This is a genomic window from Dactylosporangium sp. McL0621 (assembly GCF_049995355.1).
Taxonomy (GTDB): Bacteria; Actinomycetota; Actinomycetes; order Mycobacteriales; family Micromonosporaceae; genus Dactylosporangium.
This window is the reverse complement of record NZ_CP188259.1, coordinates 556,967-582,718: the sequence shown is the minus strand read 5'-3', so window position 1 is coordinate 582,718 and position 25,752 is coordinate 556,967. Positions and strand designations below refer to the sequence as shown.

The 25,752-nt window shown below is 72.2% G+C and carries 20 protein-coding genes and 1 pseudogene; 12 read left to right on the top strand and 9 right to left on the bottom strand.

Features of this window, described 5'->3' with window-relative positions; translation table 11 throughout:
- Positions 1–48: 48 nt before the first annotated feature.
- Positions 49–1,347, bottom strand: a complete 1,299-nt coding sequence (locus ACPPVO_RS02650) for an RICIN domain-containing protein (protein WP_426509721.1) — start codon at positions 1,345–1,347, stop codon at positions 49–51.
- Positions 1,348–1,504: 157 nt separating this feature from the next.
- Here ACPPVO_RS02650 and ACPPVO_RS02645 point away from each other — a divergent pair, with 157 nt between their 5' ends.
- The gene (locus ACPPVO_RS02645; RefSeq protein WP_426509720.1) at positions 1,505–5,383 is read left to right on the top strand and encodes an HD domain-containing protein; all 3,879 of its coding nucleotides are present in this window, start codon (positions 1,505–1,507) and stop codon (positions 5,381–5,383) included.
- 136 nt (positions 5,384–5,519) lie between these two features.
- On the top strand, positions 5,520–6,749 hold the full coding sequence (locus ACPPVO_RS02640) for an MFS transporter (protein ID WP_426509719.1): 1,230 nt from the start codon (positions 5,520–5,522) through the stop codon (positions 6,747–6,749).
- On the opposite strand, the gene ACPPVO_RS02635 is transcribed toward ACPPVO_RS02640, so the two are convergent.
- Together ACPPVO_RS02635 and ACPPVO_RS02630 are read right to left on the bottom strand one after the other, a co-directional pair.
- The gene (locus tag ACPPVO_RS02635; RefSeq protein ID WP_426509718.1) at positions 6,682–7,089 is read right to left on the bottom strand and encodes a hypothetical protein; all 408 of its coding nucleotides are present in this window, start codon (positions 7,087–7,089) and stop codon (positions 6,682–6,684) included. The genes ACPPVO_RS02640 and ACPPVO_RS02635 overlap by 68 nt on opposite strands.
- 2 nt (positions 7,090–7,091) lie before the next feature.
- Entirely contained in the window at positions 7,092–8,918 is a 1,827-nt protein-coding gene (locus ACPPVO_RS02630; RefSeq protein WP_426509717.1) for a sigma-70 family RNA polymerase sigma factor, read from the bottom strand.
- 150 nt (positions 8,919–9,068) lie between these two features.
- Between ACPPVO_RS02630 and ACPPVO_RS02625 the strand changes: the two genes are divergently transcribed.
- Complete coding sequence (locus ACPPVO_RS02625; protein ID WP_426509716.1) at positions 9,069–11,540, top strand: Tex family protein; 2,472 nt, start codon at positions 9,069–9,071, stop codon at positions 11,538–11,540.
- Here ACPPVO_RS02625 and ACPPVO_RS02620 read toward each other — a convergent pair.
- Positions 11,506–12,105: a class I SAM-dependent methyltransferase gene (locus ACPPVO_RS02620; RefSeq protein WP_426509715.1), complete on the bottom strand. Its 600-nt coding sequence runs from the start codon at positions 12,103–12,105 to the stop codon at positions 11,506–11,508. The two genes, ACPPVO_RS02625 and ACPPVO_RS02620, sit on opposite strands and share 35 nt — an antisense overlap.
- A 156-nt stretch (positions 12,106–12,261) precedes the next feature.
- Between ACPPVO_RS02620 and ACPPVO_RS02615 the strand changes: the two genes are divergently transcribed.
- A complete protein-coding gene (locus tag ACPPVO_RS02615; protein WP_426509714.1) occupies positions 12,262–13,122 on the top strand; it encodes a DUF2207 family protein in 861 nt (286 codons plus the stop codon).
- Between the two features lie 42 nt (positions 13,123–13,164).
- Here the strand turns inward: ACPPVO_RS02615 and rho are convergent.
- Positions 13,165–14,337, bottom strand: a pseudogene (gene rho, locus ACPPVO_RS02610) (transcription termination factor Rho); the annotation flags it as partial.
- Positions 14,338–14,859: 522 nt separating this feature from the next.
- Between rho and ACPPVO_RS02605 the strand changes: the two are divergent.
- The 4 genes from ACPPVO_RS02605 to ACPPVO_RS02590 all read left to right on the top strand — a co-directional run bounded on the left by ACPPVO_RS02605 (position 14,860) and on the right by ACPPVO_RS02590 (position 16,187).
- Positions 14,860–15,039, top strand: coding sequence for a hypothetical protein (locus ACPPVO_RS02605; RefSeq protein WP_426509713.1), 180 nt, complete (start codon positions 14,860–14,862; stop codon positions 15,037–15,039).
- Between the two features lie 80 nt (positions 15,040–15,119).
- Positions 15,120–15,488, top strand: coding sequence for an ATP-binding protein (locus ACPPVO_RS02600; protein ID WP_426509712.1), 369 nt, complete (start codon positions 15,120–15,122; stop codon positions 15,486–15,488).
- Complete coding sequence (locus ACPPVO_RS02595; protein WP_426509711.1) at positions 15,485–15,808, top strand: STAS domain-containing protein; 324 nt, start codon at positions 15,485–15,487, stop codon at positions 15,806–15,808. Before ACPPVO_RS02600 ends, ACPPVO_RS02595 begins: the two co-directional genes overlap by 4 nt.
- A gap of 100 nt (positions 15,809–15,908) precedes the next feature.
- Positions 15,909–16,187, top strand: coding sequence for a hypothetical protein (locus ACPPVO_RS02590; RefSeq protein WP_426509710.1), 279 nt, complete (start codon positions 15,909–15,911; stop codon positions 16,185–16,187).
- A gap of 187 nt (positions 16,188–16,374) precedes the next feature.
- Here the strand turns inward: ACPPVO_RS02590 and ACPPVO_RS02585 are convergent, their stop codons facing one another.
- Positions 16,375–16,578 (bottom strand): cold-shock protein, encoded by a 204-nt coding sequence (locus tag ACPPVO_RS02585; RefSeq protein ID WP_190251213.1) that lies wholly within the window; start codon positions 16,576–16,578, stop codon positions 16,375–16,377.
- Between the two features lie 498 nt (positions 16,579–17,076).
- On the opposite strand from ACPPVO_RS02585, the gene ACPPVO_RS02580 reads away from it, so the two are divergent.
- Positions 17,077–17,928 (top strand): RNA polymerase sigma factor SigF, encoded by an 852-nt coding sequence (locus tag ACPPVO_RS02580; RefSeq protein WP_426509709.1) that lies wholly within the window; start codon positions 17,077–17,079, stop codon positions 17,926–17,928.
- Between the two features lie 94 nt (positions 17,929–18,022).
- On the opposite strand, the gene ACPPVO_RS02575 is transcribed toward ACPPVO_RS02580, so the two are convergent.
- Complete coding sequence (locus ACPPVO_RS02575) at positions 18,023–19,102, bottom strand: LCP family protein (protein WP_426509708.1); 1,080 nt, start codon at positions 19,100–19,102, stop codon at positions 18,023–18,025.
- Positions 19,103–19,323: 221 nt separating this feature from the next.
- Here ACPPVO_RS02575 and ACPPVO_RS02570 point away from each other — a divergent pair, with 221 nt between their 5' ends.
- From ACPPVO_RS02570 to ACPPVO_RS02560, 3 genes are read left to right on the top strand one after another with little or no spacing between them, the layout of a single operon-like run.
- Positions 19,324–21,303 (top strand): hypothetical protein, encoded by a 1,980-nt coding sequence (locus ACPPVO_RS02570; RefSeq protein ID WP_426509707.1) that lies wholly within the window; start codon positions 19,324–19,326, stop codon positions 21,301–21,303.
- 47 nt (positions 21,304–21,350) lie between these two features.
- Entirely contained in the window at positions 21,351–22,301 is a 951-nt protein-coding gene (locus tag ACPPVO_RS02565; RefSeq protein ID WP_426509706.1) for a glycosyltransferase family 2 protein, read from the top strand.
- Positions 22,298–23,755 carry a hypothetical protein gene (locus tag ACPPVO_RS02560; protein WP_426509705.1) on the top strand — a complete coding sequence of 486 codons (1,458 nt, stop codon included), beginning with the start codon at positions 22,298–22,300 and terminating at the stop codon, positions 23,753–23,755. The genes ACPPVO_RS02565 and ACPPVO_RS02560 overlap by 4 nt, the downstream gene beginning before the upstream one ends.
- Here the strand turns inward: ACPPVO_RS02560 and ACPPVO_RS02555 are convergent.
- Both ACPPVO_RS02555 and ACPPVO_RS02550 read right to left on the bottom strand, forming a co-directional pair.
- Positions 23,752–23,892 (bottom strand): hypothetical protein, encoded by a 141-nt coding sequence (locus tag ACPPVO_RS02555; protein WP_426509704.1) that lies wholly within the window; start codon positions 23,890–23,892, stop codon positions 23,752–23,754. The genes ACPPVO_RS02560 and ACPPVO_RS02555 overlap by 4 nt on opposite strands.
- Before the next feature lie 225 nt (positions 23,893–24,117).
- Positions 24,118–25,686 carry a glycosyltransferase family 39 protein gene (locus tag ACPPVO_RS02550; protein WP_426509703.1) on the bottom strand — a complete coding sequence of 523 codons (1,569 nt, stop codon included), beginning with the start codon at positions 25,684–25,686 and terminating at the stop codon, positions 24,118–24,120.
- Positions 25,687–25,752 lie beyond the last annotated feature (66 nt).

The window sequence follows — 25,752 nt, the reverse complement described above, 5'->3', positions numbered from 1 at the left end:
GGCGGCGTACCGTTTGCAATCGGTCGGATCCAAACGATCGGAAACGATTTACTGCATCGTCCAGATCTGGCTCGCGGCGCCCACGCAGTCCCAGATGACGATCGACGAGCCCGCGCCCGTGCCCGTCGCGGTCAGGCAGCGCTTCGCGTTCGGGTTCTGCCAGGTGTTGTCCGCGCGGCGGACCCAGACCTGCGCCGGCGTGCCGTTGCACTGGTACACCTGGATCGGCGTCCCGTTCGCGGTGTCCCGGTTCTGCACGTCCAGGCAGTAGTTGTTGTCCGCGAGCAGCACCGCCCCGGTCGCGGCGTTGCCCTGGACGCGGAACACCTGGGCCGAGCCGCCGCAGTCGTCGATGACCACGCGATAGGCCGAGCCGCTGCGGTACTCCAGGCACTTGCGCGACTGCGCCCCCACCACGCGGCCCTGCGTCGGCTGGACCACCGGCGGCGGGGGCGTCGTCGTGGCCGCCTTCGTCGGGGGCGTCGACACGGCCGCCGAGCCGCCCGGGTGGGAGACGGCCGAGCCGGTCGCCGTCGTGCGCGGGCGGGTCGTCGCCGGGTTCGCACCGTCGCCGGTCGCCTCGGGGCCGGTCGTCTCGCCGGAGGGGCTGCCCACGGCGCCCGCCGGGGCCGCGCCGCCCGGCATGTCGACGCCCGGGACCCGGCCCGGCAGGGCGCTGTCGCTCTTGCCCGGCGTCGAGTGGCCGCGGACGGCCTGGAACGCCACGGCGCCGGTGATGAGCAGGATGAGCACGGCGACGGCGACGGCGCCGACCGGGTACCGCCGCCAGGGCATCACCCGGTGTCGACGGCTGCCGCGGTAGTCCTCGGCGTCCTCGTGCGCGTAGTCGGTGACGATCGTCAGGGCCGGCACCTTGTAGTCGGCGACGGTCGGGGAGTCGTCGGCGGGGAACGCCGGGCCGTCGGGGACCAGCTCGCCGTCGACCGTTTCGATCGGGTCGGCCGAGGCCGGCGCCACGTCGTCGGGGTCGTTCGAGATGCCCGGCAGCGACACGATGAACTCGAGGTTGCGGGTGTCGCCCATATCGGCCGCGTCCGCGCGCGCCTCGCCCGCCAGCGTCGCCACCGGTAGCGGATCGGGCTCCTCGGCGGGCGGCACGGCCGCGCTCGCGACGGCGGTCGGGCCGTCGGGGCGGCGCTGGTGGGGCACCGCGGGGATCCTCGGCTTCGGCGGCGTGAACGGCTCCGGCAGCACGCGCGCCGCGGCCGCGGCCGTCGGGGGCACGCGATGGCGGGGGTTGGGACCGGCGGCGGGTGGCAGCGGCCCGGCGGCGGGCGGCTCCGCGCCCGAAACGCCCGCGTTGTCCCCGTCTCCAGCGACGGACATTCCGTGGATCCCCCTCCGGTGACCATAGACGCCGGGAGCACCGTAGCGGCTGGCGCAGGAAAAGGCGACCGGTCGTAAGTCCGAGTCACAAACATCCGGAACGCCAGCAGACGGTATTACGCGCAGTGCGTTGCGGTCGGCCGGTAAGTTTTCCCGCATGGCGCCAACGGGCTGGGAAACGATCGCGGGTCAGCATACGGTGTGGGGTCGCGTCGAGGACGCGTCAGCGCACCGTGAGCAAGCCGTCGCGCTGGCGGGATCGCTCGCCAGGGCGCGCGGGCGGGCCGCGGCCGCGCTGGGCGACGACCCGTGGCAGGACGACGACTTCGGCGACCGGATGTCGCAGCAGATCACCAAGCTGCTCGACCTGCTGCCGGCCGACGTGATCTTCACGGGGGCCGAGGCGCTGCTGCTCGTGACGGTACCGCTGCTGCATGACGCCCTCTGGTCGGGCCTCGCGGCCCAGGAGCGCGGGGTGCAGCCCGGCGATCTCGAGCCCTCCCAGGACGCGACGAGCGACCGGGCCGCGTTCGAGCGCTTCACGCAGACCTACGCCCAGCCGCACCGGCGGGCCCTGGCCGCGATCCGCGCCGGGCGCCGGGAGACCGCGGCCGAGCTCGGCTGGTGGCTGCTGCACCGGTGGATCGGCCGCCGCCCGCAGGCCTACCAGCCCGAGACGATCGCGGCGCTGACCGGCGCGGCCGAGGACGCGCGCACCGCCGAGCTGCTGCGCGCGATCCGGGCCGACCCGGCGTTCCTCAACCGGCACGACCGGCCCGAGTCGCTGCTGTCGCGCAACGGTGACGTACGCGAGCGGCTCGTCGGCTTCCTGCTGGCCATCGCGCGAGGCCTGGCCATCGAGGTCACGGTGCTGCCGGAGGTCGTCGGCGAGCACCTCGGCATCGGCGACCCGGTCACCCCGGGTCAGGTGCTGGCCACCGTCCGCGACTCGCACTGGGACCTGCGGGGCGCCACGCTGGTGCTCACCGCCGCCTGCGCGCACCCGTCGATCGAGGTGGCGCTGCGGGCGCACATCGACACGCTCAACCAGCTGCTGGCCGAGGCGCAGCGCGCCACCGCCCGCGACGACGAGCTGCTGCCGCTGCGGCACCTGCCCAACCGGGCCGCGACCGACGACGTCGGGCCGCTGGTGCGCGACGGCGCGCCGGCCTACCAGTCCGCCGGGGTGCGCTTCCGGCTCGCCGAGGACCGGGTCCGGGAGCTGCTCATGGGCGAGCAGCTCTACGGTGACCCGGCGCTGGCGATCCGGGAGCTGTACCAGAACGCGCTGGACGCCTGCCGCTACCGCGAGGCCCGCACCGAGTACCTCACCCGCGCCCACGACCGCCGGCTGCCGTGGGACGGCCGCATCCAGTTCACCCAGGGCGTCGACGAGCACGGCCGCGCCTACCTCGACTGCTCCGACAACGGCATCGGCATGGGCGTGCGCGAGCTCAGCGAGGTCTTCTCGCAGGCCGGCGTCCGCCTGGCCGACCTGCCCGAGTTCCTGGAGGAGCAGGCGGAGTGGGCCCGGCTCGACCCGCCGGTGCAGCTGTTCCCGAACAGCCGCTTCGGCATCGGCGTGCTGAGCTACTTCATGCTCGCCGACGAGCTGACCGTCCAGACGTGCCGGATGGGCCGCGACGGCCAGGCCGGCGAGCGGCTGCGGGTCTCGATCGCGGGCCCCGGCAGCCTGTTCCGCATCCAGGACCTGGGGCCGGGCACCGAGACGGGTACAACGGTCCGGCTGCACCTGCGCGAGGGCGTGACCGTCAGCGCCGTGGACGAGCTGCGCAAGCTCCTGTGGGTGGCCGAGTTCGGCACCGACGCGACCGACGGCGTGCAGAGCCAGGCCTGGGCGCCCGGCGAGCTGTCGAGCGTGGCCGAGGACCTCGGCGACGACGAGGACGAGGAGGAGCGCGTCGGGCCGGGCGTGGTCGCGGCCGACGGCTCGCGGGTCTGGTGGTGCCGCAGCAGCGGCGCGCTGCTCGCCGACGGCCTCTACGCCGGCAAGGAGATCTTCGGGGCGGTGGTCAACCTCAACCGGGACCTGGCGCCGCGCCTGTCCGTCGACCGCACGAAGATCCTGGCGTACCGCGAGGACGACGTCGACCGCCTGCTGTGGGAGGCCGTCCCCGCCCTCACCGCGCCCGGCACGACCCTGCTGGGCTACGAGTGGCTGTGCCGGCTCGCCCCGGTGCGCCCGCTCGTCGCCGACCTCATCTTCGAGCAGGCGATCGAGCGCGGCCACGGCAAGTGGGAGATGGACGGCGAGACCGTCGACGCGGCCGTGACCGGCTGCTTCGTGGCCAACGACGGCCCCGTCGGCGGCCCGGACGAGCTCGTCGAGTGGCGGCTGACCGCGCTGGCCGCGGGCGGGCGCTACCGCAAGGTGCTCAAGCCCGGCGCGGACTGGCGGCGGGCGCTGCGGTCCCGCCCGTCCGACGCGCTGCTGCTCAGCGTCGACGTGGACGGCACCGGCCCCTGGCTCGACCCGGTGGACATCGTGCCGCTGGTGCACCTGGTGCGGGCGGCGCGCAAGACCGGGCGCTCGGCCCCGGAGGTCGCCGCGCGGCTGGAGACGCTGGGCTTCGAGCCGTCGGTGGGCGCCACGACCGTGGGCGTGGACCCCGACGACCTGATCTTCACGAGCCGGGACGTCGACGGTACGCGCCCGTGGCTGCAGCCCGATCAGCCGGTACACCTGGTGCATCTCCTGCGTGCGGCCCATCGCAGCGGCCGGACCGTACACCAGGTGGTGGCCCGGCTGCGCCAGCTGGGCTTCGAGGTCGACGTGGACGTCGACGTGCTGCCGCTGGAGCAGTTCGACGCGCGCGACCTCACGATCGCCAGCCGTGACCTGGACGGCTCACACCCGTGGCTGGACCCGCGCGAGCCGGTGACGCTGCTGCACCTGCTGCGCGCCGCGCACAAGGTCGGGCTGCCGGCCGAGGAGATCGCGGCCCGCCTGGCGCTGCTGGGGTACCCGCTGGACAGCGGCTGGGAGACGCTCACCACCGAGCCCGACGACCTGGTGCTCATCTCCCGCGACCTGGACAGCACCTCGCCGTGGCTGGACCTGAGCGAGGAGGTGGCCCCGGTGCACGTGCTGCGCGCCGCCGAGCGCACCTCGCGGCCGGTGACCGAGGTCGCGGCGCGGCTGCGCTCGTTCGGCTTCCAGCTCGGCGGCAACCTCGACGCGATCGAGGTCGTGAAGCTGGAGCCGGAGGACCTCCAGCTGGCCAGCCGCGACCTGGACGGCTCGCAGCCGTGGCTGGACTCGTCCCGCCCGGTGCCGCTGATCCACCTGCTGCGCGCCGCCGAGTCGACCGGCCGCGAGGTGCGGGAGGTCGCGGCGCGGCTCTCCGCGTGCGGGTACCGCGTCGACGTCGACCCGGACGCCATCCTCATCGACCATCTCGAGCCCGACGACCTGACCATCACCAGCGAGGACCTCGACGGGTCCGACCCCTGGCTCGACCCGATGAAGCCGGTGCCCACGATCCGCATCCTGCGCGCCGCCCAGCGGACCCGCCGCAGCGTGCACGACATCGCCGCCCGGCTGACGTTCCTGGGCTACGCGGTGAGCCTGCACGGCGCCGGCCCCTCGCTGGACCAGGTGGAGCCCGACGACCTGCTCATCACCAGCCGCGACCTGGACGGTTCGCAGCCGTGGCTGGACCTCGAGGAGCAGGTGCCGCTGCCGCACCTGTTGCAGGCCGCCCGCCGGGTGCGCCGGCCGGTGCACGAGATCGCGGCCCGGCTGGAGACGCTCGGGTACACCGTGGATGTGGATCTTTCCAGCATCGCCGTGGACTCGGTGAAGCCGAACGACCTGCTGCTGGCCAGCACCGACCTGGACGGCTCGCGCCCGTGGCTGGACGCCTCCCAGCCGGTGCCGCTCAACCACCTGCTGGCCGCGGCGCAGAAGATCCGTAAGCCCATCGAGGAGGTCAGCGCGCGGCTGCGGGCGCTGGGCTACTCGGTGCCGGACGTCGACACGCGCCTGCCCCGCCTGCGCCCCGGCGGCGTGTAGCAAACTTCACGCCGCCGCCTCCGCAAGCTCCGGCGCCGGCGCGTCAACACTGCACTCAAGGTGGGCGGCCCCTCCGCTTCGCTCCGGACCGCCCACAGGCATCGACCCCCATGCCCGCATGGGCCAGAATCAATCGATGCCTCCCTATTGGCCGGTGGTGCGGAACCGGATCTTCGGCCGAGTACTGCCCGGCCTGGCCCTGTCCGCGCTCGGCGACGGGATGAGCGCGGTCGCGATCGGCTGGCTCGCCCTGCAGTGCGCGCCGCAGCACCAGCGCGGGCTGTGGGTCGGGCTCGCGATCGCGGCCTACACGCTGCCGGGCGCGGCCGGCGCGGTGCTGCTGGCGCCGCTGCTGCGCGGCCGGAGCGGGGCGCACCTGGCCGCGCTCGACGCGGCCCTGCGGGCGGTGCTGCTCGGCGCGGTGCCGGTGCTGGCCTGGCTGGGGGAGCTCACCATCGGCCGGTACACCGCGCTGCTGGCCGGCTCCGCGCTGCTCTCGGCGTGGGGGTCGGCGGGGCGGTACACCCTCGTCGCCCAGGTCCTCCCGGCCGAGCTGCACGTGCCCGCGAACGCGCTGCTCACCCTGATCACCGAGGCCGCCACGGTGGCCGGGCCGCTGCTCGCCGGGCTGCTCATCGGGTGGCTGGGCGCGCCTGCGGTGCTCGCGGCCGACGCGGTGACGTTCGCGGTGCTGGCCGTCTCCTTCGCGCTGGTACGCGCCCGGGGCCCCCTGCCGCGGCGGGAACACCGCTCGGCCGGGTTCGCGGCGATCCGGCGCGACCGGCGGCTCGTCGCGCTCATGACGCTGTCGTTCTGGTTCTTCCTGCTCTTCGGCCCGGTACCGGTGGCGATACCGCTCTTCGCGTCGTCGGCGCAGGACGTCGGGCTGCTGTACACCTCCTTCGGCGTCGGCGCCGTGATCGGCGCGATCGCCACGGGGCACCTGCCGCGCCTGCCGCTGTGGCCGGCCGCGATCGGCTCCGTGCTCGCGTTCGGCCTGCTGCTCCTGCCGCTCGGCCTCGGCCTGCCCCGCTGGGCCGACCTGCTCACGCTGGCGCTGGCCGGGCTCGCGTGGGCGCCGTACCCGACCGCGAGCATGTCGATCTTCCAGCGCGTGGTGCCGCCCGAGCGGCTGCCGCCGGTGCTGGCCGCCCGGCACGCGGTGCTCGTCGTGTCCACGCCGCTCGGCGCGCTGCTGGGCGCGCCGCTGGTGCAGGCGGCCGGCCCGGCCGCGACGCTGGTGGCCTGCGGCGCGGCCACGGCGGCGCTCGGCCTGGTCGCGGTGGTGGTGCGTGTGCTCAGGCCGCTTCCTCGAGAACATTCCGACGGGCGCAAAGCCGGCGGGTGTACTCCCGCAATGCGCTGATCGCCTCGTCGACGTCCTCGGTCAGCACGTCGGGCAGGTCGATGAGCATCCGGCGGCCGTCGATCGTGGCGTAGCCGCTCACCTCGAACGCCCCCTCGCGCACCCATACGTCCACGCCCAGGTCCACCGTGGTCCGCTCGTACCGCAGCACGACCCCGACGAGCGCGAAGGGCGACTCGCCCGGGCCGATCCGCCCGATGCGGCCGATGAGCTCCCAGTGCATGGAACCCGGCAACTGCCCGTACGCCGCGGCCACCTGCTGGCCGTAGCGCTGGAAGTCCTCACACGCCTCGTTGAGGGCGGCGAGCAGCGTGGCGGCCCCGCTCGATCTCGCGTCCATGATCATCCTCCTGCGGCTCGATAGGCGGCGCCAACCTGGGTCGGGGTGGTGCCGTTGCTGTAGAGGCCGGTGTCGCCGGACTTGCTGGTGTAGAGCAGGAACCAGCTGTACCGCTCGACGTAGGACAGGCCCTGGAGCATGGCCGTCGAGCTGTTGACGAACGCGACCTGCTGGTCGGTCGAGGGGTAGACGGTGCCGTTGTCGAAGCGCATCAGCGCGTACTCGGTCAGCCAGATGGGCAGGTGGTAGCGGTTGTAGACGTTCTGGATGTAGGTCTTGAGCTGGCTGGCCGCGTTGGGGCCGAAGTCGCCGCCGTACCAGTGCAAGGTGATGAAGTCGACGCGGTACCCGCGGTCCTTCACGCCCTGCATGAACTGGTCGAACCAGCCGCCGGGGGTGTCCGCGCCGAACGCGGGGGCCGGGCTGCCCAGCCGCATCCCGGTCGCCTGCAGCTGCGGCCACAGGTCGAGGACCTGCGCCGGGGTCATGTTCGACTGTTCCTTGAGGTCCGGCTCGTTGAACGCGAGCAGGGTCTTGCCGTTGGCCTTGGCCTTGGCGAGGTCGCCGCTCACGTTGCCGCCGCCCCAGACCATCGGCACGAACTCGGCGCCGGCGACGGTCGCGACCGGGCTCGGCGACCAGTCGTAGTACCAGGCGGCCTTGACGTCCTTGATCGCCGGGGCGTTGTTCGCGCCGAACTTGTCGTTGGTGCTGACGCCCTTCTTGGCGCTCTTGGTCGCCGGCGGCAGTGCGGCCACGGTGGTCTTGGACGGGGTGGCGGTCGGCGGCGCGCTGCTGGGCCCCTCGCTCGGGGCGGGGGCCTCGCTCGGCCTGTTCCCGGCCGGGGAGGTGGAAGGGGCCGCCGCCACCACGGCCGGCTTCTCGTCGCCCTGGGTGGCGATGTAGGCGGCGCCCGCGGTACCGGCGATGGCGGCCGTCGCCGCGAGGCCCACCAGCGCCGGCTTCGAGGCGGCGAACCAGCCGAACAGCATCGCCTTGATCCCGCCCGCCTTGCCGGTGGTGACCGCGGCCGTCGTCGTGGCCGCGGTGCCGGCGCCGCCCGCGGCCATGGCGCTGAAGACGAACGGGACCGGCACGAGCGCGATGCCGGCCAGGAGCCGCTCGGCCGCGACCATGTCCGACCACGCCCGGTCGCACTGCCGGCACTCGCGGGTGTGCCGGGCCAGCCGCTTGCGCCACAGAGCGCTCGGACGGCCATCCCAGCTGTGCAGCACGGCGGTGAGCTCGGGGCAGCGGGGCCGGGCGGCCAGCGCGCGCACGACCGCCCGGGCCGCGTCGAGCTGGGCCTTCATCCGCTGGATGCGCACAGCCGCGTGCTGGCGGGTCAGGTGCAGCGCGTCGACGACCTCCTCGCGGTCGAGCTGCCCGGCCGCCTCCAGCCACCACAGCGAGAGCAGCTCGCGGTCGTCGTGGTCGAGCCAGCGGGTGGCCTCGGCGACCTCCTGGCGCTGGCCGGACAGGCGCAGCCGGGTGATGGCCAGGTCGGCGAAGTCGGCGCCGGGGTCGGCGGTGTCGGTCGGGTCGGCCCAGTCCCCGACCAGCGGCGCCTGGGTCTGGCGGCGGTGCCGGTCGCGGACCTGCGACATGGCGATGGCGACGGCCCAGGAGCGGAAGCTCTCCGGCTCGCGCAGGCGGGGCAGCCCGTCGACGACGCGCAGCATCGTCTCCTGCACGACGTCGTCGACGTCCGCGTGCCCCTGCAGCGCGCGCCCGACGATGTTGTAGATCAGCGGCAGGTACTCGCCGACCAGGGCATCGAGTGCCCGCTGGTCACCGGCTCGTGCCGCGATCACCGTGGCCGTGCTCATCAGCGCCTCCTGTCGAACCTATTCAGGAGACGTGGCGGCCCAGGGTCAATAACGCTTCCCGGAAAACTACTTTGGGTCACCGACCCGTTCCGTTAATTGGCGTTGTGGCTGCTGGGTGCAGCCGGGCCCGGTGGGGCACAATGCATGGTCGTGACGGTCTCGATTCACCAGCGCATCGCGGAAGAGCTCGGCGTCAGGGAGCGGCAGGTGGCCGCGGCGGTCGACCTTCTCGACGGCGGCGCCACGGTGCCCTTCATCGCCCGGTACCGCAAAGAGGCGACCGAGATGCTCGACGACGCCCAGCTGCGCACGCTGGAGGAGCGGCTGCGGTACCTGCGCGAGATGGAGGAGCGCCGCACCGCGATCCTCGAGTCGATCCGCAGCCAGGGCAAGCTCGACGAGGCCCTCGAGGCGCAGATCATGGGGGCCGACTCCAAGGCCCGGCTCGAGGACATCTACCTGCCGTTCAAGCCCAAGCGGCGCACCAAGGCGATGATCGCCCGCGAGGCCGGCCTGGAGCCGCTCGCCGACGGGCTGCTCGCCGACCCGAACGTGGACCCGCAGGCGGCCGCGGCCGTGTTCGTCGACGCCGGGAAGGGCGTCGCCGACGTCGCGGCGGCGCTGGACGGCGCCCGGTCCATCCTGGTCGAGCGCTTCTCCGAGGATGCCGACCTCATCGGCGAGCTGCGCGAGAAGATGTGGGCCCAGGGCCGGGTCGTCTCCAAGGTCCGCGACGGCAAGGAGACCGACGGCGCCAAGTTCGCCGACTACTTCGACTTCAGCGAGCCGTTCACCAAGCTGCCCTCCCACCGCATCCTCGCCATGTTCCGCGGCGAGAAGGAGGAGATGCTCGACCTGGTGCTGGAGCCGACCCAGGACCCGGAGGCGCCGTCGCTGTACGAGCCGACCATCGCCTCGAAGTTCGGCATCCGCGACGAGGGCCGGCCGGGCGACAAGTGGCTCACCGACACGGTCCGCTGGGCGTGGCGTACGCGCATCCTTGTGCACCTCGGCATCGACCTGCGGATGCGGCTGTGGCAGGCGGCCGAGGAGGAGGCGGTGCGCGTCTTCGCCGCCAACCTGCGCGACCTGCTGCTCGCCGCCCCGGCCGGCAGCCGCGCCACGATGGGCCTCGACCCCGGCTTCCGCACCGGCGTGAAGGTCGCCGTCGTCGACGCCACCGGCAAGGTCGTCGACACGCACGTGATCTACCCGCACGTGCCGCAGAACAAGTGGAAAGAGTCGATCGCGGCGCTGGCCGCGCTGTGCCAGAAGCACAAGGTCGAGCTCATCGCGATCGGCAACGGCACCGCCTCCCGCGAGACCGACAAGCTGGCCGCCGACCTGGTCGCCCAGTTCCCGCAGCTGTCGGTGGTGAAGGTGATGGTGTCGGAGGCGGGCGCTTCGGTGTACTCCGCCTCCGCCTACGCCTCCCAGGAGCTGCCCGGCATGGACGTGTCGCTGCGCGGCGCGGTCTCGATCGCCCGGCGCCTGCAGGACCCGCTGGCCGAGCTGGTCAAGATCGACCCGAAGTCGATCGGGGTCGGGCAGTACCAGCACGACCTGTCCGAGGCGAAGCTGAGCCGCTCCCTCGACGCCGTCGTGGAGGACTGCGTGAACGGCGTCGGCGTCGACGTCAACACCGCGTCGGCCCCGCTGCTGACCCGCGTCTCCGGCATCGGCTCGACCCTGGCCGCCGCGATCGTCGCGCACCGCGACGCCAACGGCCCGTTCCGCACCCGCCGCGCCCTCAAGGACGTCGCCCGCCTCGGCCCGAAGGCGTTCGAGCAGTGCGCCGGCTTCCTGCGCATCCCGGACGGCGACGACCCGCTGGACTCGTCCTCGGTGCACCCCGAGGCCTACCCCGTCGTCCGGCGCATCCTGGCCACGACGGGCGGCGACGTCAAAGGACTGATCGGCAACGGTACGGCGCTGGCCCGGCTCAAGCCCGCGGAGTTCGTCGACGACACGTTCGGCCTGCCGACCGTCACCGACATCCTCAAGGAGCTCGAGAAGCCCGGCCGCGACCCGCGCCCGGCCTTCAAGACCGCCGAGTTCGCCGACGGCATCGAGAAGATCTCGGACCTGACGCCCGGCATGCTGCTGGAGGGCGTGGTCACGAACGTGGCCGCGTTCGGCGCCTTCGTCGACGTGGGCGTGCACCAGGACGGCCTCGTGCACGTCTCGGCCCTGTCGCGCACGTTCGTGAAGGACCCGCGCGAGGTGGTCAAGCCCGGCGACATCGTGCGGGTGAAGGTGCTCGACGTGGACATCCCGCGCAAGCGCATCTCGCTGACGCTGCGCCTCGAGGACGAGGCCGCGCCGGCGTCCGGTGGCGGCTCGGGCCCGGCCGAGCGCCGTCCCCGGGGCGACGGTCAGCGCGGCGGCGGCCCGCGCGGCGACGGCCCGCGCGGCGACGGTCAGCGCGGCGACTCCCGCGGCGGCGATGCCCGCGGCGGCGGACGTTCCGGCGGTGGCGGTACCGGCGGCGGGCGTTCCGGCGGCGGCCGCGACTCGTCGTTCAGCGGCGGCGGCGCGCTCGCCGACGCCCTGCGGCGGGCCGGCCTCGACAAGGGCCTCGACAAGCTCAAGGACCAGCAGCCGAAGCAGCGCGGGAAGTAGCGAGCCGCCACACCGTGGTACGCATGACGTCCCCGTCCTCCAGAGCCCGGCGGACGGGGACGTCGTAAACCGCGACCGCTTCGAAGAGCCGCTCGGGCAGGAAGCCGCGGCCGGGGTCGCCGACGTAGGCCTCGGTCCCGCGCAGGAGTTTCAGCACGGCGGGCGCGACGGCCGGGGAGTAGAACACATCCCCGGCCAGCACGACGTCGCCCGGCACCGGCTCCGCGCCCGTCTCGACCTCGACGCGGTTCAGCGCGGCATTGCGCACGGCCGCGGCGCGCGCCGCGGGATCGGTGTCGACGGCGACGACCTGGCGCGCCCCGGCCATTGCGGCGGCGATTGCCACAATGCCGGAGCCGCTGCCCAGATCAACGATTCGCTTTTGCCGCACTATGTGCGGAAAATCGAGGACGAATCGGGCGAGTGCCATTCCACCGGGCCACGCGAACCGCCAGAACGGCGGCGGCGTATCGCTGCGATATCCACCGGTGGCATCGAACAGCCCGACGCATTCTTCGGCGAGCTCGAGCTCGATCTCCGGCACCAGAGGGATCTGCACGCTCATACGATATGTCGGGCGCTCCGCTAGCCCGACATATCGGACTTATCATCATTTAGCGGATCAACGGCGGGCACCAGCGTCGGCTTCACGGCCGCACGGTCTAAGGTGGTTGGGCTCCCCTGCTCCGCCGCCATCGCAGATCCCCGCCCGGAGGTTCCCGTGGACTGGCCACCGTTCCTGCAGCTCAGCGTGCCCGTCACGCTTGCGGTGTGGGTGCTGCTGACGGTCGCCTCGCTCTGGCGCTCCCGGCCACGGCTGCCCGAGGCCGGCGAGGCGCTGACCACTCCTCCGGGTGAGGAGCCCCCGGCGGTGGTCAGCCTGATGGTCAACCGGTGGCGCTCCGACGAGGACGCGATCGACAGCACGCTGCTCGACCTGGCCGCCCGCGGCTTCCTGGAGCTGCGCCAGCCCGGCGACGATCCCGAGGAGACGACGGTCCGCCTCCGCAAGGGCGACGGGCGCAGCCTCACGCCGTACGAGCAGCAGGTCCTCGACCGGGTCAACCAGCTCTCGGTCAACGGCGAGGCGTCCCTCACCAGCCTGGCGTTCCGCAGCTGGACGGAGGCTCGCCGCTGGCGGGGCACCTTCTACCGCGCCGTGATCGAGGAGGCCCGCACGCGCGGCCTGTCCCAGGCTCGGCTCTCCCGCCCCACCCGCCGGATGCTGCTGGCCACGGCCGCCCTGCCGGCCGCGCTCATGTTCGCCACGTGGATGTGGACCTCGTTCAAGCTGCACGCGAACCTGGCCGACCAGATCACCGGCTCCCTCATGGCCGCGGGCGCCGTCTACCTGGCCATGTTCCTCGTGGTCGAGATGCGCTGGAGCGACCAGAACACGCCGGACGGCGCGGCGGCGGCGGCGCGCTGGCTGGCGTACCGCGCCCACCTGGTCGCCGTCGAGGGCATGGCCGACCTGGCCCCGGCGGACGTGGCGTCCTGGGGCCGCGAGATGGCGTTCGCCTCGGCTCTGGGCGTCCTGCCCACCGAAGAGGCGCTGATGCGCTCCCGCGTCGCGCTCTAGCGCGGCACTCCCGTATGGCTCGTCTGGCGCTCTAGCGCGGCATCAGGCCTGGCCGCGCAGCAGGAGCGTCAGGAACTCGGCGTTCGACTGCGTCTTGGCGAGACGGTCAAGCAGCTGCTCGGTCGCCGACGGCCCGGAGGCACTGAGGGCCTTGCGCAGGCGCTGGATGGCCATCAGCTCGTCGGGGTGCAGGATCACGTCGTCGCGACGGGTGCTCGACGAGTCGATGTCGATCGCGGGGTAGACGCGGCGGTCGGCGAGCTTGCGGTCCAGCTTCAGCTCGGCGTTGCCGGTGCCCTTGAACTCCTCGAAGACCACGGTGTCGCCCGTCGAGCCGGTCTCGACCAGCGCGGACGCGATGATGGTCAGCGAGCCGCCGTTCTCGATGTTGCGCGCGGCACCGAGGAGCCGCTTCGGCGGGTACAGCGCGTTGGCGTCGATGCCACCGCTGAGGATCCGCCCCGAGGCTGGGGCCGAGTTGTTGTACGCCCGGCCGAGCCGGGTAATCGAGTCGAGCAGGAAGACCACGTCATGGCCGAGCTCGACAAGGCGCTTCGCACGCTCGATGGCGAGCTCCGCGACGCCGGTGTGCTCGTTCGCCGGACGGTCGAACGTCGAGGCGATGACCTCACCCTGCACGGAGCGCTGCATCTCGGTGACCTCTTCGGGCCGCTCGTCGATCAGCAGCACCATGAGGTGGCACTCGGGGTTGTTGCGCGCCACGGCGTTGGCGATCGCCTGCAGGACCATCGTCTTGCCGGCCTTCGGCGGCGATACGATCAGCGCGCGCTGGCCCTTGCCGATCGGCATGACCAGATCGATCAGCCGGGCGGTGAGCTGGCGCGGGCCGGTCTCCAGGCGCAGGCGCTCCTGCGGGAACAGCGCGGTCAGCTTGCTGAACTCGGGACGGTTGCGGGCCCACTCGGGGTCGTTGCCGTGCACCGTGTCGAGCCGGGTGAGCGTGCCGCCGTTGGCGCTGCCGGTGAGGGCGTCACCCTGGCGCAGGCCGTACTTGCGGACCATCGCCGCGGGGATCGCGACATCTTCGGGGCTGGGCAGGTAGCTGTCGACCCGGAGAATCATCTTGTCGCGGTGGACGTCGGCGATGCCGGCGACCTCGCGGGCCTCGCCCGGAGTGGGCGGCTGCGGCTGGTTGGCCGGGCGGCTGTGATCGCGGTTGCGAGGCGAGGAGCGGGTCCGGCGGCGGCCCTGACCTGCGGGGTTCTGTTTCTGGGTGGTGCGTTCCAACACTTCGATTGGGGCCATATGCGTCCTCCTAGGACTGTTCGGCCGTGAGGAAAAGCGATCGTCGGGTACGCGTGTATCCGAGGAACGGGGTTGCGCTGCGTGTGCGGTGGCCGCCTGGCTTCCTACGCGAGAGCGTGACACGCGGTGGCGAAGAGCGTCCCCGGGCGGCAGATTGCCGACTTCCGCGGGACTGGATCGACCGTAACCCGAACACGATCGGTCGGCAAGCCCTGCGCCCGCGTGGCGGGCAACCGTCCGGCAACCGGGCGGGTCCCGGGGGCCGTAACCGCCCCCACGCTGGCCGGGAGGCCGCGCTACCGTCCGGCACCCGAAGGAGTCCCGGCGAGGCACCGGTCCACCTGTTCTCTGAATGGTGTCAGGAAGCACATCAACCGGGGGGTTGACATGGACACCACATTCGACACTGTACGCGCCGAGGCCCTGTTCGCCTCCGTCCTTTAGGCCTCGCAGGAGCCCACGCCGCTGCAGGTGCGCGGCGCGGTCACCAGCACGCTGCGCCGCTACGGCGTCAACGGCTGCGCCGGCCGGGTCGCCGGCGAGTTCGGCGAGCACCCCGAGACCGCCGCCCGCCGCATGTCCTGGGCGCTGCAGATGGTCCGCGAGGCCTACGAGGACCTGGCCGCCCACGATTTCGCCTACGCCGGCTGAGCGTCGCCCCGGCCACAGCTTGATCGTTTTGGGACCGTCCCGACGTTTCCTTGTTGAACAGCTGCGGTATGAGTTGTTTCGTGGACCTTCGCCTCACCGTCGACCTACCGCGCGACCTCGATCACATGAACACGCTCCGGCATGTTCTGGACGGGGCCCTGAGCGGGCTCGGCGTGACCGAACAGACCCGGACAGACATCGGCCTCATCGTCAACGAGACGTGGGCGAACGTGATCGCCCATGTGCGCGTCGGTGTTGCCTTTCAGGTCCGCGCGACGGTCGACGAGATCCAGTGTGTGATCGAAGTCACCAACCCCGGAGAGTCCGCGTCTGACACTCTCAACGCCCTGACCACCTCCGGTCATTCCCTCAAGGTCGTCCGGAGCCTCGCCGACGCCGTCGACGTGGACCGCGACGGCCTGCTCGTGAAGGTCACGAAGCTGCTATGACCCAGTTCGCCGCCCAGGCCACCCCCGCCCCGGACGGTACGGTCACCGTGACCGCCTCGGGCGAGCTCGACATGACCAGCGCCCCCGAGCTGATCAACGTGCTCCGGGAAGCCATCCACCGCCACGGCCCGTCGCGGGTCGACCTGGACCTGACCGGCGTGACCTTCATGGACTCGACCGGCCTGCAGGTGCTCGTGGCCGCAAACACCGACGTCGGCGGCGGCCTGCGCATCACCGGCACGAGCCCGGCGGTGCACCGGCTGCTGCAGCTGACCGGCGTACTTGAGGAATTCGGCCTGTCCGCCGAGCGTTCCCCTTAGAGGAACCGAACCATTTCGCAACCGAACAGTTCCCGCCCCGGCACCTGGACAGGAGTTAGCTGGACCACAGCAGGGAGAGAGAGTTCGGCAGGAGGTTGTGATGGAGTCCACGTTCGAAGCGGTCCGCGCCGAAGCGCTCTTCGCCTCCACGCTGCAGATGTCCCAGTTCCCGGCGGACCGGGACGTGCGCGCGGCGGTCACCAGCACCCTGCGGCACATCGGTGTTCAGGGCTGCGCGGCCAATGTCGCGACCGAGTTCGGCGACCATCCGGAGTGCGCGACCCACCGCATGGGGTGGGCGCTGCGAATGATCCGGCACGCATACGCCCACTCGTGCACGCCCGAGGTCTTCGCCCGCCCCAAGGCGGCCCTGGCGTAAAGGCCCGAACCAGCGCTCAGCGCGCAACGCGGGACAAGCACGCAAAGGCCCTGAGACAAGTCGGCGAAAGTGCCGGGATCTGTGAAAGTCTCACAAAACTGCAAAGCCCCCGCCGAGGGTTCTCGGACGGGGGCTTGCTACTCCTTCGGCCGTGAAGCGGGTCTCGGCCTACGACTTGGGGTGTGTGTCAGACCGCGCGGATGTTGTCGGCCTGCGGCCCCTTCTGGCCCTGCGTGATCTCAAACTCGACCTTCTGACCCTCGGTCAGCTCGCGGTAGCCGGTGGCCTGGATCGCCGAGTAGTGCGCGAACACATCGGGACCACCGTTGTCCTGCGAGATGAAGCCGTAGCCCTTCTCCGAGTTGAACCACTTCACCGTGCCTGATGCCACGTGTAACTCCTTAGCGACGGCACCCCGATCCGCACCTCACGGATCAATGTTGAAACAGGCGCGCGCCACGGTGGAGACGGTAGCTTGCGCGCTGCAAAAACGCAGCCCCGGTATCGGCATGCGGACCTGATCGATTACCAAACTGAAATGCACACTCGGGCATTGTGGATACTCAGCGTATTGACCCAATCAACAGTCAGTGATACAGCGACAGACTTCAACGCCCAGGCCTCGCGTTCGGCGTGGAGATCTAGTACAGTCGGGTCAGCTCGCCTCAGCCGAACGGACAGTTCGGCCGCGGGGTGCCGTCCAGCAGCGGCGGTGTGCCCCGGCGAGCGACGCAGGTCTTGCACCGGCGCTCAAGAAACGGGCGCCGAGTAGCGATTCCGACCGGCGTGGCGGCGCATGCCTTCCTTCCTTCCCGGGCGCAGCACGAGTCTGCGCGCAGGCTGCCGACCACCGAACCCGCCGGTCAAGCACCAGAAGGGCCACATTCCCATGACCATCTCCGTCGACCGTGCCATCGACCGCGCCCTCGCCGACGCCGCGCCCAGCACCCAGGCCGCGAGCGAGAGCACCAGCACCCGCGCCACCGACGCGCAGGCCCGCGCGCTGCTGTCGCTCATGGCCGACCTCCAGGCCGGCCCCGACCGCGACCGCGTACGCGCCCGGCTCATCGAGCTGTACATCCCGCTCGCCGAGTACCTGGCCCGCCGCTTCCGCAACCGCGGCGAGCAGTTCGACGACCTCGTCCAGGTCGCCAACCTCGGCCTGATCAAGTCCGTGGACGGCTACGACCCGTCCCGCGGGGCGGCGTTCACCAGCTACGCGATCCCGATGATCGTCGGCGAGCTCAAGCGGCACTTCCGCGACAAGGGCTGGGACGTCCGCGTTCCCCGCCGCCTCCAGGAGCTGCGCCTGGAGATCAGCAAGGTCTCGGGCGACCTGGCCCAGGACCTCGGCCGCTCCCCGACCGTCGCCGACCTCGCCAAGCGGCTCGAGGTCAGCGAGGAAGAGATCATCGAGGGCCTCGACTGCGGGCAGGCGTACCGCGCCCTGTCCCTCGACGCTCCCGCCGGCGAGGGGAGCGACCCGGGCGCGGCCGGCCTCGGCGACCTGCTCGGCGGCGAAGACCCGGACATGCAGAACGTCGAGAACCGCGAGGCCCTGCGCCCGCTGCTGGCCAAGCTGCCGGAGCGCGAGCAGAAGATCATCGCGATGCGGTTCCACGGCAACCTGACCCAGTCCCAGATCGCGGCCGAACTGGGCATCTCCCAGATGCACGTGTCGCGGCTGCTGGCCGGCGCGCTGCGGACCCTGCGCACCGAGCTCAGCGCCGTAGCCGAGTAACAAGGACCGGAAACCCCACAGCCAACTCTGCGTGGGGGGATGGAGCGGGCGCCCGTCGGGGGGAAATCGACGGGCGCCCGCTGAAAAATCTCGCCTACGAGGCGCCGACGATCGTCTGGTGGTTCTGCACGAACTCCGGCACCGTGCGCGCCCGGACCGCCGCGAGCAGGTCGAGCGTCGTCTGGTCGAGCGCCTCGGCCCCCGGGTTCTCCGTGGACTGGTGGAACCCGCCGTTGTTGGTCTTGAGCGTCAGCAGCCGGTCGCCGTCGATCCCCCGCATCGCGAAGATCCAGTCGTCGACGCCGAACGGCCCCGTGTCGATCGTCATCGCGCGGCCGATGACGTCGAGCACCTTGTTGAGCTTGGGCGGGTTGCCGATCACTTCCTTGCTCGCGATCTTCTTCAGCAGCGCCTTGATGAACTGCTGCTGGTGGCGCTGCCGGTCGTAGTCGCTGTTGGGCAGCGTCTCGCGCTGGCGCACGAAGTCCAGCGCCTGCCAGGCCTCGAGGTGCTGGTACCCGACCTCGTACACCACCGGCGTCACCCCCTTGATCGGGATCAGCTGGGTGCCGCCGTTGGGCGCGTCGCGCTGCTCGAACGGCGTCTTGGTGTTGCCCCGCGCGTCGTGGCCGATGTGCACCGAGGTCGTGCGCTGGTCGACGTACATGTCGACCCCGTCGAGCACCTTGACGACCTCCTGGAAACCGACGAAGTCGACGATCGCGGCCGCGTCGAAGGTGACGCCCCAGTTCTGCTTGATGGTCGCGGCGAGCAGCGTGGTGCCGTGCTTGCGCTGGTCCTTGCCGGTCAGCCCGATGCCGCCCTCGGCGAAGGCGCCGTTGATCTTGTCCTTGCCGCCCCGGTAGACCCGCTTGCCGTTGTCGTACTTCGGGATCGACACCCACGTGTCCCGCGGGATCGAGATCAGGAAGGCCATGTCGTGCGACGCCGGGATGTGCAGGATCAGGATCGAGTCGGAGCGGATCGCGTCGTTCGGGTTCTGGTTCGGCCGCGGGTCGATGCCGATGAGCAGGATGTTCTTCGACCCGCTGATCGACGCGTGCCGTCCCTGCTGCGCCTCCTGCGGCAGCAGGTCCTCCTTGTGCACACTGCGGGTCGCGAACCCGAGCACCGCGTCCTTCACCACGAACGCGCCGCCCGCGACGATCATCATGAGCGCACCGGCGATGACCAGCGCACGAGCCCACGCCGGATCCCGCCGGCCACGTCTTTTCCGGGTCTTGCCCTGAACCAAGGCCGGGCCCTCCATCACCATCAGTCACTGAGATGACGCCGGAACCGACCGTACCCGGGCGACGCGATATCGTCACCTCCCGGCGGCCGACGCGAACCGCCGGCCCGGGCCAGTGACGGAGAGTGCATGTGGTGACGGTGATGCGGCCCGAAACCGAGCCGTCCGAGGCCCGGACCAGCCCGAAAACGGCCGGGCTCGCGCTCGTGCTCGCCTGGGCCGTGCCGCTGGCCGCCCACCCGCTGCGCCTCGACGCCCTGCTGCCGCTGGTCGTGCTCGCCGGCACGATGGCCGTCCAGCGGGGCGCCACCGGGCTCATCGACCGGTTCGTCCTCTCCTGCGCCCAGCTCTTCGGGGCCGCCTGCGTCTTCGGGCTCGGCCTCACCCTCTGGCCCGGGCACCTGCACCCCACGCTGGTCGCGGGCGTCGCGCTCACCGTCCTCGTGGTCATCGCGGCCGCCACGGGCCGTCTCCAGAAACCCGGCAAGGCCAAGGTCGACCGGCTGCTCGCCGTGGCCGTGGCCGGCGTCAGCGCGGTGTCGCTGATCCCGTACGCCGCGCGCGACCTCGGCGGCCGCCTGGGCCTGCCGCTCGCGGGCGAGGACATCGCCCGGCACTACCTGCTCTACGACGTCATCGGGCGCACCGGCGGGTACCTCTTCCTGCGCCCCGAGGCGCTGCGCCCCTTCGTGCCCGACGACGAGCTGACCGGCATCGCGAACTACCCGCAGGGCCTGCACTTCGCCTACGCGGTGCTGTACCGGTTCATCTCCTCGACCACGGGCCGCACCTCGGCCGCGGCGAGCGCCGACGTCATGGTGTGGCTGCTGGTCGGCACGTTCCTGCTGCTCGCGCTGGCCGTGCTTTGGGCCGTGCGCCGCCTGGCCGGCCCCGCCACCACGACCGCCCGGCTGCTGCCGGTGCTGCTCATCGCGGCCGCCTGGCTGGTGCTGGGCGACCCGGTGACCGTGCTCTCGCGCGGGTACCCGAACGAGCTGGCCGGCCTGGCCTGCGCCGCGGTGCTCACCGCGATCGTGGTCCGGCCCCTGCACCGCCTCGGCGAACAGACCGTGACCGTGGCCCTGTTGCTGGTCGGCATCTCGTTCAGCTACCCGCTGTTCCTGCCCTTCGCCGGCCTGGCCGCGCTGTGGTGGATCAAGCGCGCGCGGCTGTGGCGGTTCTGGTGGGGCTGGCTCGCCGCGGCGCTTGTCGCGCTCGTGAGCGCGATCGGCCCGCTGACCGCCATGGCCGCCTCCAGCGGCGCCCAGCTGCTGCTCAACGGCACGGCCCGGGTCGTGGACCGACCGGCCACGGCGGCGCTGGTCGGGCTGGCGGTCTTCGCGGTGCTCCTGCGCCGCGGCCTGCGCTCGCCGAGCAACCGGGCCGCGCTCTTCACCGTCGCCGTGGCGTTCACGCTCGCGGCCGGGCTCGGGTTGTACCAGACCGCGACGATCGGCCGCCCGGTGTACTACTTCGACAAGCTCCTGCACCTGCTGATCGTCGTCAGCCTGTGCGCGCTGGGCGGGCTGGTGCGCTTCGCCCCCGCGCTCGGCGTGGCCGCGCGGGTGGCCGTGGCCCTGCCCGTGGTCGCCGCGCTGGCGTTCGCCGGCGGCGAGTGGCACGCCACGCCCGTCGCGCCCGGGGTGAAGCTCGCGCTCGGCAAGGACCGCGGCTCCCCCGAGGCCGCCCGCGACGCCCTGCTCATGGCCCGCATGTACCCCGACGGGGGCGGCGCGGTCAACGTCGACCTGATGGGCAGCCCGTGGCGCAACTGGTCGGCGACGCTGGGCGCGGCGGCGCTGCAGCACCAGTACCGCTACTTCCCGGCCTGGTCCGGACTGTTGTACCCGGGGTCCGCCGGAAAGGCGGCCACGATGGACGACCTGGACCGGCTGGTGCGCGAGAGCCCGGTGCCCGTCCGCTTCTTCGTGCACGACCCGGAGGCGAGCCTGCTCGTTGTCGATGGAGAGCACCCGTACCGGCCGAACGTCAAATCCGGGCAGCCGCTCCCGGTGGCGTTCGGCGACCCGGCGGCGCCGACGAACATCGCGGCAGCCCGGGCGCTGGCTGCGAAATATCCGACGAAAGTGCAGGTCGTGTACGCTACGCCAGCGAACCCATAGGACTCCGTGTGGTGGCGCAGCACCGCAACCGAGACGGATTGGTCATCGTGCAAAGACCCGAGGTCAGCGTCGTCATCCCCACGCGCAACCGGCCCGAGCTGGTGGTGCGTGCCGTTCGAAGTGCGCTGGCCCAGACCCTGGCCGACATCGAGATCGTGGTCGTGATCGACGGCCCCGACCCGGCGACCGTGGCGGCGCTCACCGCGATCGGTGACGAGCGCGTCCGGCCGGTCGAGCTGCCGGAGTCCGGCGGTGCGCCGAACGCCCGCAACCGCGGCGTGGACAACGCCCGCGCGGACTGGGTCGCGTTCCTCGACGACGACGACGAGTGGCTGCCGGAGAAGCTCGAGACGCAGCTGAAGCGGGCGCGGGCCTCGGCCGTGGCCCAGCCGATCGTGGGCAGCCGGCTCTACATGCGCACGCCCCGGGCCGAGCTGATCATGCCGCGCCGGGTGCCGGCGCCGGGCGAGCCGATCAGCGAGTACCTCGCGGTGCGCCACGGCCTGTTCCACGGCGACGGCTTCATCCAGACCTCGACGATCCTGGCCCCGACCGCGCTGCTGCGGAAGGTGCCGTTCACCGACGGCCTGCGGCGGCTGCAGGAGCTGGACTGGACGCTGCGCAGCCTCCAGGAGGACGGCGTCGACCTGATCTACGCCGAGGAGCCGCTCGTCATCTGGTACGCCGACGAGAACCGCCCCCGCATCAGCTTCGACGCGCCGTGGAAGCAGTCGCTGGAGTGGCTGCAACAGACCCGGCCCCGGGTGACGCCGCGCGCGTACGCGGCCCTGGCGATGAGCGTCGTGGGCTCGATGGCGGCCGCGAGCCGCAGCCCGCGGGTCTTCTTCGACCTTTTGCGCGAGGCGCGCACGCACGGCAAGCCGAGCTTCACCGACTACATCACCTTCCTGCAGGTCTGGCTGGTGCCGGCCGGGCCGCGCCGGGTGGTGCGCGACTTCTTCCTGAGCCGCCGCCGGACAAGGACAAACGTCGGATGATCACCGCCCGGGGGCGCAGTGCCTTCGTCATCGTCGCAGTCGTCGTCGCGCTCCTCGCGGGCGTGCTGGAGTACACCCGGACGGACTCCATCGGCCAGTCGGCGGCGGCGTTCGCGGCGGGCCTGATCGCGCTGGCCGTGGCCGGGCTCGCCCTGAGCCTGCCCGGGATCACCGTGCCCGGCCTGACGCTCGGCGGGCTGTTCGTGGTCGCCGGCATCCTCACCTGGACGGCGACGAAGCGCCCCGGCATCATCTGGGCGGTCCTCGCCGTCGAGGTGGTCGTGTTCGCGGTGTGGGCGTGGCCGTGGCTGCGCTCCCTGCGCTCCCTGCCGCGGCTCGGCACCGCGTGGCTCGGCCTGGCGTACTGGTTCCTCGGCATCGCCGGCGCGGTGCTCGTCGCGCACTGGAAGGTGGCCGGGCAGCGGGTCGCCTACGCGGGCGTGTTCACCCTGGCCGTCCTCGCGCTCATCGCGCTGAACAGCACCGCCGGGCGCCGCGGCCGCGACCTGTCCGTCGGCATGGCGAGCGGCATCCTGCTCGGCGTCGCGGCGCTGCTGCTCGCCGGCTCCGGCAGCCTCTTCGACGCGGTCCGCGCCATCCCCGACAACGCCTCGGCGCGGATGATGACCGACCGCTTCTGGGGCGGGCCGGGCCTGTTCTACCACCCGAACTCGCTGGCCGGGCTCATGGCCGTGGCCGGCATCCGGATCGGCTTCGACCGCGCGATGGCGTGGTGGCAGCGGCTCGGCGTGGCCGCGCTGGCCGCGCTCGTGCTGTCGATCTGCGAGTCCCGCACCGGCTTCGTCTTCGCCACCGCGGCCGCGGTCGTGCACCTCGGCCTCGTGCTGTGGAAGCGCAACGAGGACCTTGAGGGCATTGACCGGCGGTGGGTCTCGGTCGCCACCCCGTTCGTGGTGCTCGCGATCGTGATGACCCTCGGCGGCGGCTACGGGTGGGTGCTCAAGGACCGCTTCGCCGACAACCCGAACGACGTGACGAGTGGGCGTACCGACACCTGGCGGCAGGTCTGGGTGGACTGGAAGGACGCCGGGTGGGCCGAGAAGGCCTTCGGCGACGCCAAGACCTCCCGGGCCGTGGTCGAGCGCATCGACGACGGCAACCCGGTCGAGGGCCCGCGCCGCCAGCTCAACACCGACAACGCCGCGGTGGGCGCCTTCCGCCGCGGCGGCGTCCTGGGCGCGGCCGCCTTCCTGCTCGGCCTCGTCCTGCTGCTCTGGCACGCGGTGCGCCGCCGGCCGGACGGCACCTTGCCCGCCGCCTGGTTCACCATCGGCGCTCTCGCGGTGGTCCCGACCATCGCGACCGAGGACTGGCTCATCGGCGGCACGAACGGCGCGATCTGGCTCCTCCTGGCCGCGGGCGAGGCGCGCACCCTCCTGCACCGCGACGAGCCCGCCGAGCAGCCGCGGCAGCCCGAGCCGGCCTTACCCTAGGCCGGCGGCCCGAGAACGATCGGCGCGCCGCCGTCCGGGACGTCCACGGGGCGCTCGATCAGCTGCGGGCCGTCCTTGGTCAGGGTCACCACGTTGAGGCCGTTCGGGGCCAGCGGTCTTGAGCAGCGCGTGGGCACGCTCGGCCACGAACGCCGAGAACTCCGCCTCCTCCACGGGCACCTCCCTCGCGGACTACACGCGCGAGACCACCCGAAACTTTGCATCAATGAGGGCGTACGTCACCGCGCCCGACGCCGATCACCGTCTCCTCGGCGCCGCTCGAACGCGCCGGCGCAGACCTTGAGGGGGTGTGGGTGGAGCGAAGCTCCCCCACCGCGACCGAAGGAAGCAAGAAAACAGCATCAATGAGGGCGGATGGCGTACGTCACCGAGCCCTGCGTCTGCGGGTGCCACTCCTGCGGGATGTAGAACCAGCAGCCGATCGGCGGGTCCACGCACACCACGGCGTCGACCGAGGCGATCGGCGGCGCCGGGATGTCGGGCTGCAGCGACTGCAGCGACACCAGGTCGTCGCCCTTGAGCAGGATCCACCAGGGGTACTCCCAGCTGTTGTACCCCTGGATGATCCCGACCCGCTCGGCGCCGGACGCGTTCACCGCGTCGGCGGCCCAGCGGTAGTCCCGTCCCCACTCGGGCCGGCGGATGAAGCGCTGGTCCATCGTCGAGGTGGTGAACACGGAGCCGGAGCCGACCAGCCGGCGCGGCCACCCGGCGGCGACGGCCGCGGTGCCGGCCAGGGCGCCGATCGCGAGCACCGCGGCGGTTGCGCGGAAGACCCAGCGGCGGCGGTACACCAACAGCGGCTCGACCCAGAGCGCGGCCAGCGGCGTGCCCAGCAGGATCAGGAAGACGATGAGGCGGTTGCCCCAGGGCTGCCACTTGACCATGACGACGTACGCGAGGACGGCCACCCAGAACAGGGCCGCGTAGACGCGGGCCGGGCTGCGGCGCCAGGCCAGCACGACGGCGCCGGCCAGGATCAGGGCGCCCTGCACCGGGAAGGAGACGCGATCCTCGTCCGGCAGCCAGGACTTGTACGGGTAGGTGGCGCCCCAGTACGTGATGTCGCGCGCGTCCGGGTCGACGCCGACCGCGTGGGCCAGGGACCGGATCGCGCCCGCGCCGACCGGGCCGGCCGGCGTCTGCAGCGCGGTCTCGCCGATGCGCAGCGCGTTGATCAGCACCGAGGCGGGGTCGTGGCGCTGCATCGAGATCGAGTCGCGCAGGTGGTCGGGGCCGAGGGGGTTGCTGTACGTGGTCTCGACGCGCCAGAGGTACGGGCCGGCGATGAGGGCCACCGACGCCACCACGATGCCGGTGCCGGCGACGGCCCGGACCCACTCGCGCCGCCGGAGCCGGGTGGCGAACCACCACACCAGCAGGGGGCCCGCCGCCAGCAGGCCGGTCGCCTTGGTCAGCAGGGTCAGGCCCGCGGCCGCGCCGAGCAGGGCGATCGCGGGCCAGGGCGTGCGGCGCTCGCGCTCGTCGAGCACGAGGGTCGCGACCGCGCCGACCCACAGGGCCACGACCAGGTCGGTCTGGGTGCTGGTGGCCTCCAGCGCGACGATCGGGGTGGTACCGAAGATCAGGGCGGCCACGAGCTGGGCCCGCCGGGCGCCGCCGAGCTGGGCGGTGATCCGCGACGCGATCAGCGCGCCGAAGACGCCCGCCGCGAGCTGCACGAGGTTGTACAGCGAGTCGCCGCCGGTCAGCAGCCGCAGGTGCAGCAGGATGTACTCCGCGCCCGGGGCCATGGCCAGCTGGCGGTCGATGACGGTCGGGTAGAACCCGACGCCGCCCTGCGCCGCCCAGTGCTCGACCTTGGGCAGGTGGTAGGTCTGCGAGTCGAAGTTGTTCGGCGGGGCCACCAGCGCGATGACGAGGTCGGCGAGGAACAGCCCGCCGAGCACGAGGGCGATGACGCGCTCGAGACGGTCCGCGCTCGCCCAGAACTCGCGAAAGGCCCCCCAGAGCCC

Coding starts and splice junctions, on each gene's coding strand:
- ACPPVO_RS02560 (WP_426509705.1), top strand. CDS start 22,298: ATGATCACCGCCCGGGGGCGCAGTGCCTTCGTCATCGTCGCAGTCGTC.
- ACPPVO_RS02650 (WP_426509721.1), bottom strand. CDS start 1,347: ATGTCCGTCGCTGGAGACGGGGACAACGCGGGCGTTTCGGGCGCGGAG.
- ACPPVO_RS02590 (WP_426509710.1), top strand. CDS start 15,909: ATGGAGTCCACGTTCGAAGCGGTCCGCGCCGAAGCGCTCTTCGCCTCC.
- ACPPVO_RS02620 (WP_426509715.1), bottom strand. CDS start 12,105: ATGAGCGTGCAGATCCCTCTGGTGCCGGAGATCGAGCTCGAGCTCGCC.
- ACPPVO_RS02640 (WP_426509719.1), top strand. CDS start 5,520: ATGCCTCCCTATTGGCCGGTGGTGCGGAACCGGATCTTCGGCCGAGTA.
- ACPPVO_RS02635 (WP_426509718.1), bottom strand. CDS start 7,089: ATGGACGCGAGATCGAGCGGGGCCGCCACGCTGCTCGCCGCCCTCAAC.
- ACPPVO_RS02570 (WP_426509707.1), top strand. CDS start 19,324: ATGCGGCCCGAAACCGAGCCGTCCGAGGCCCGGACCAGCCCGAAAACG.
- ACPPVO_RS02630 (WP_426509717.1), bottom strand. CDS start 8,918: ATGAGCACGGCCACGGTGATCGCGGCACGAGCCGGTGACCAGCGGGCA.
- ACPPVO_RS02595 (WP_426509711.1), top strand. CDS start 15,485: ATGACCCAGTTCGCCGCCCAGGCCACCCCCGCCCCGGACGGTACGGTC.
- ACPPVO_RS02645 (WP_426509720.1), top strand. CDS start 1,505: ATGGCGCCAACGGGCTGGGAAACGATCGCGGGTCAGCATACGGTGTGG.
- ACPPVO_RS02575 (WP_426509708.1), bottom strand. CDS start 19,102: ATGATGATCGTCGCGGGCGGCGCGTTCGTGGTGAAGGACGCGGTGCTC.
- ACPPVO_RS02580 (WP_426509709.1), top strand. CDS start 17,077: ATGACCATCTCCGTCGACCGTGCCATCGACCGCGCCCTCGCCGACGCC.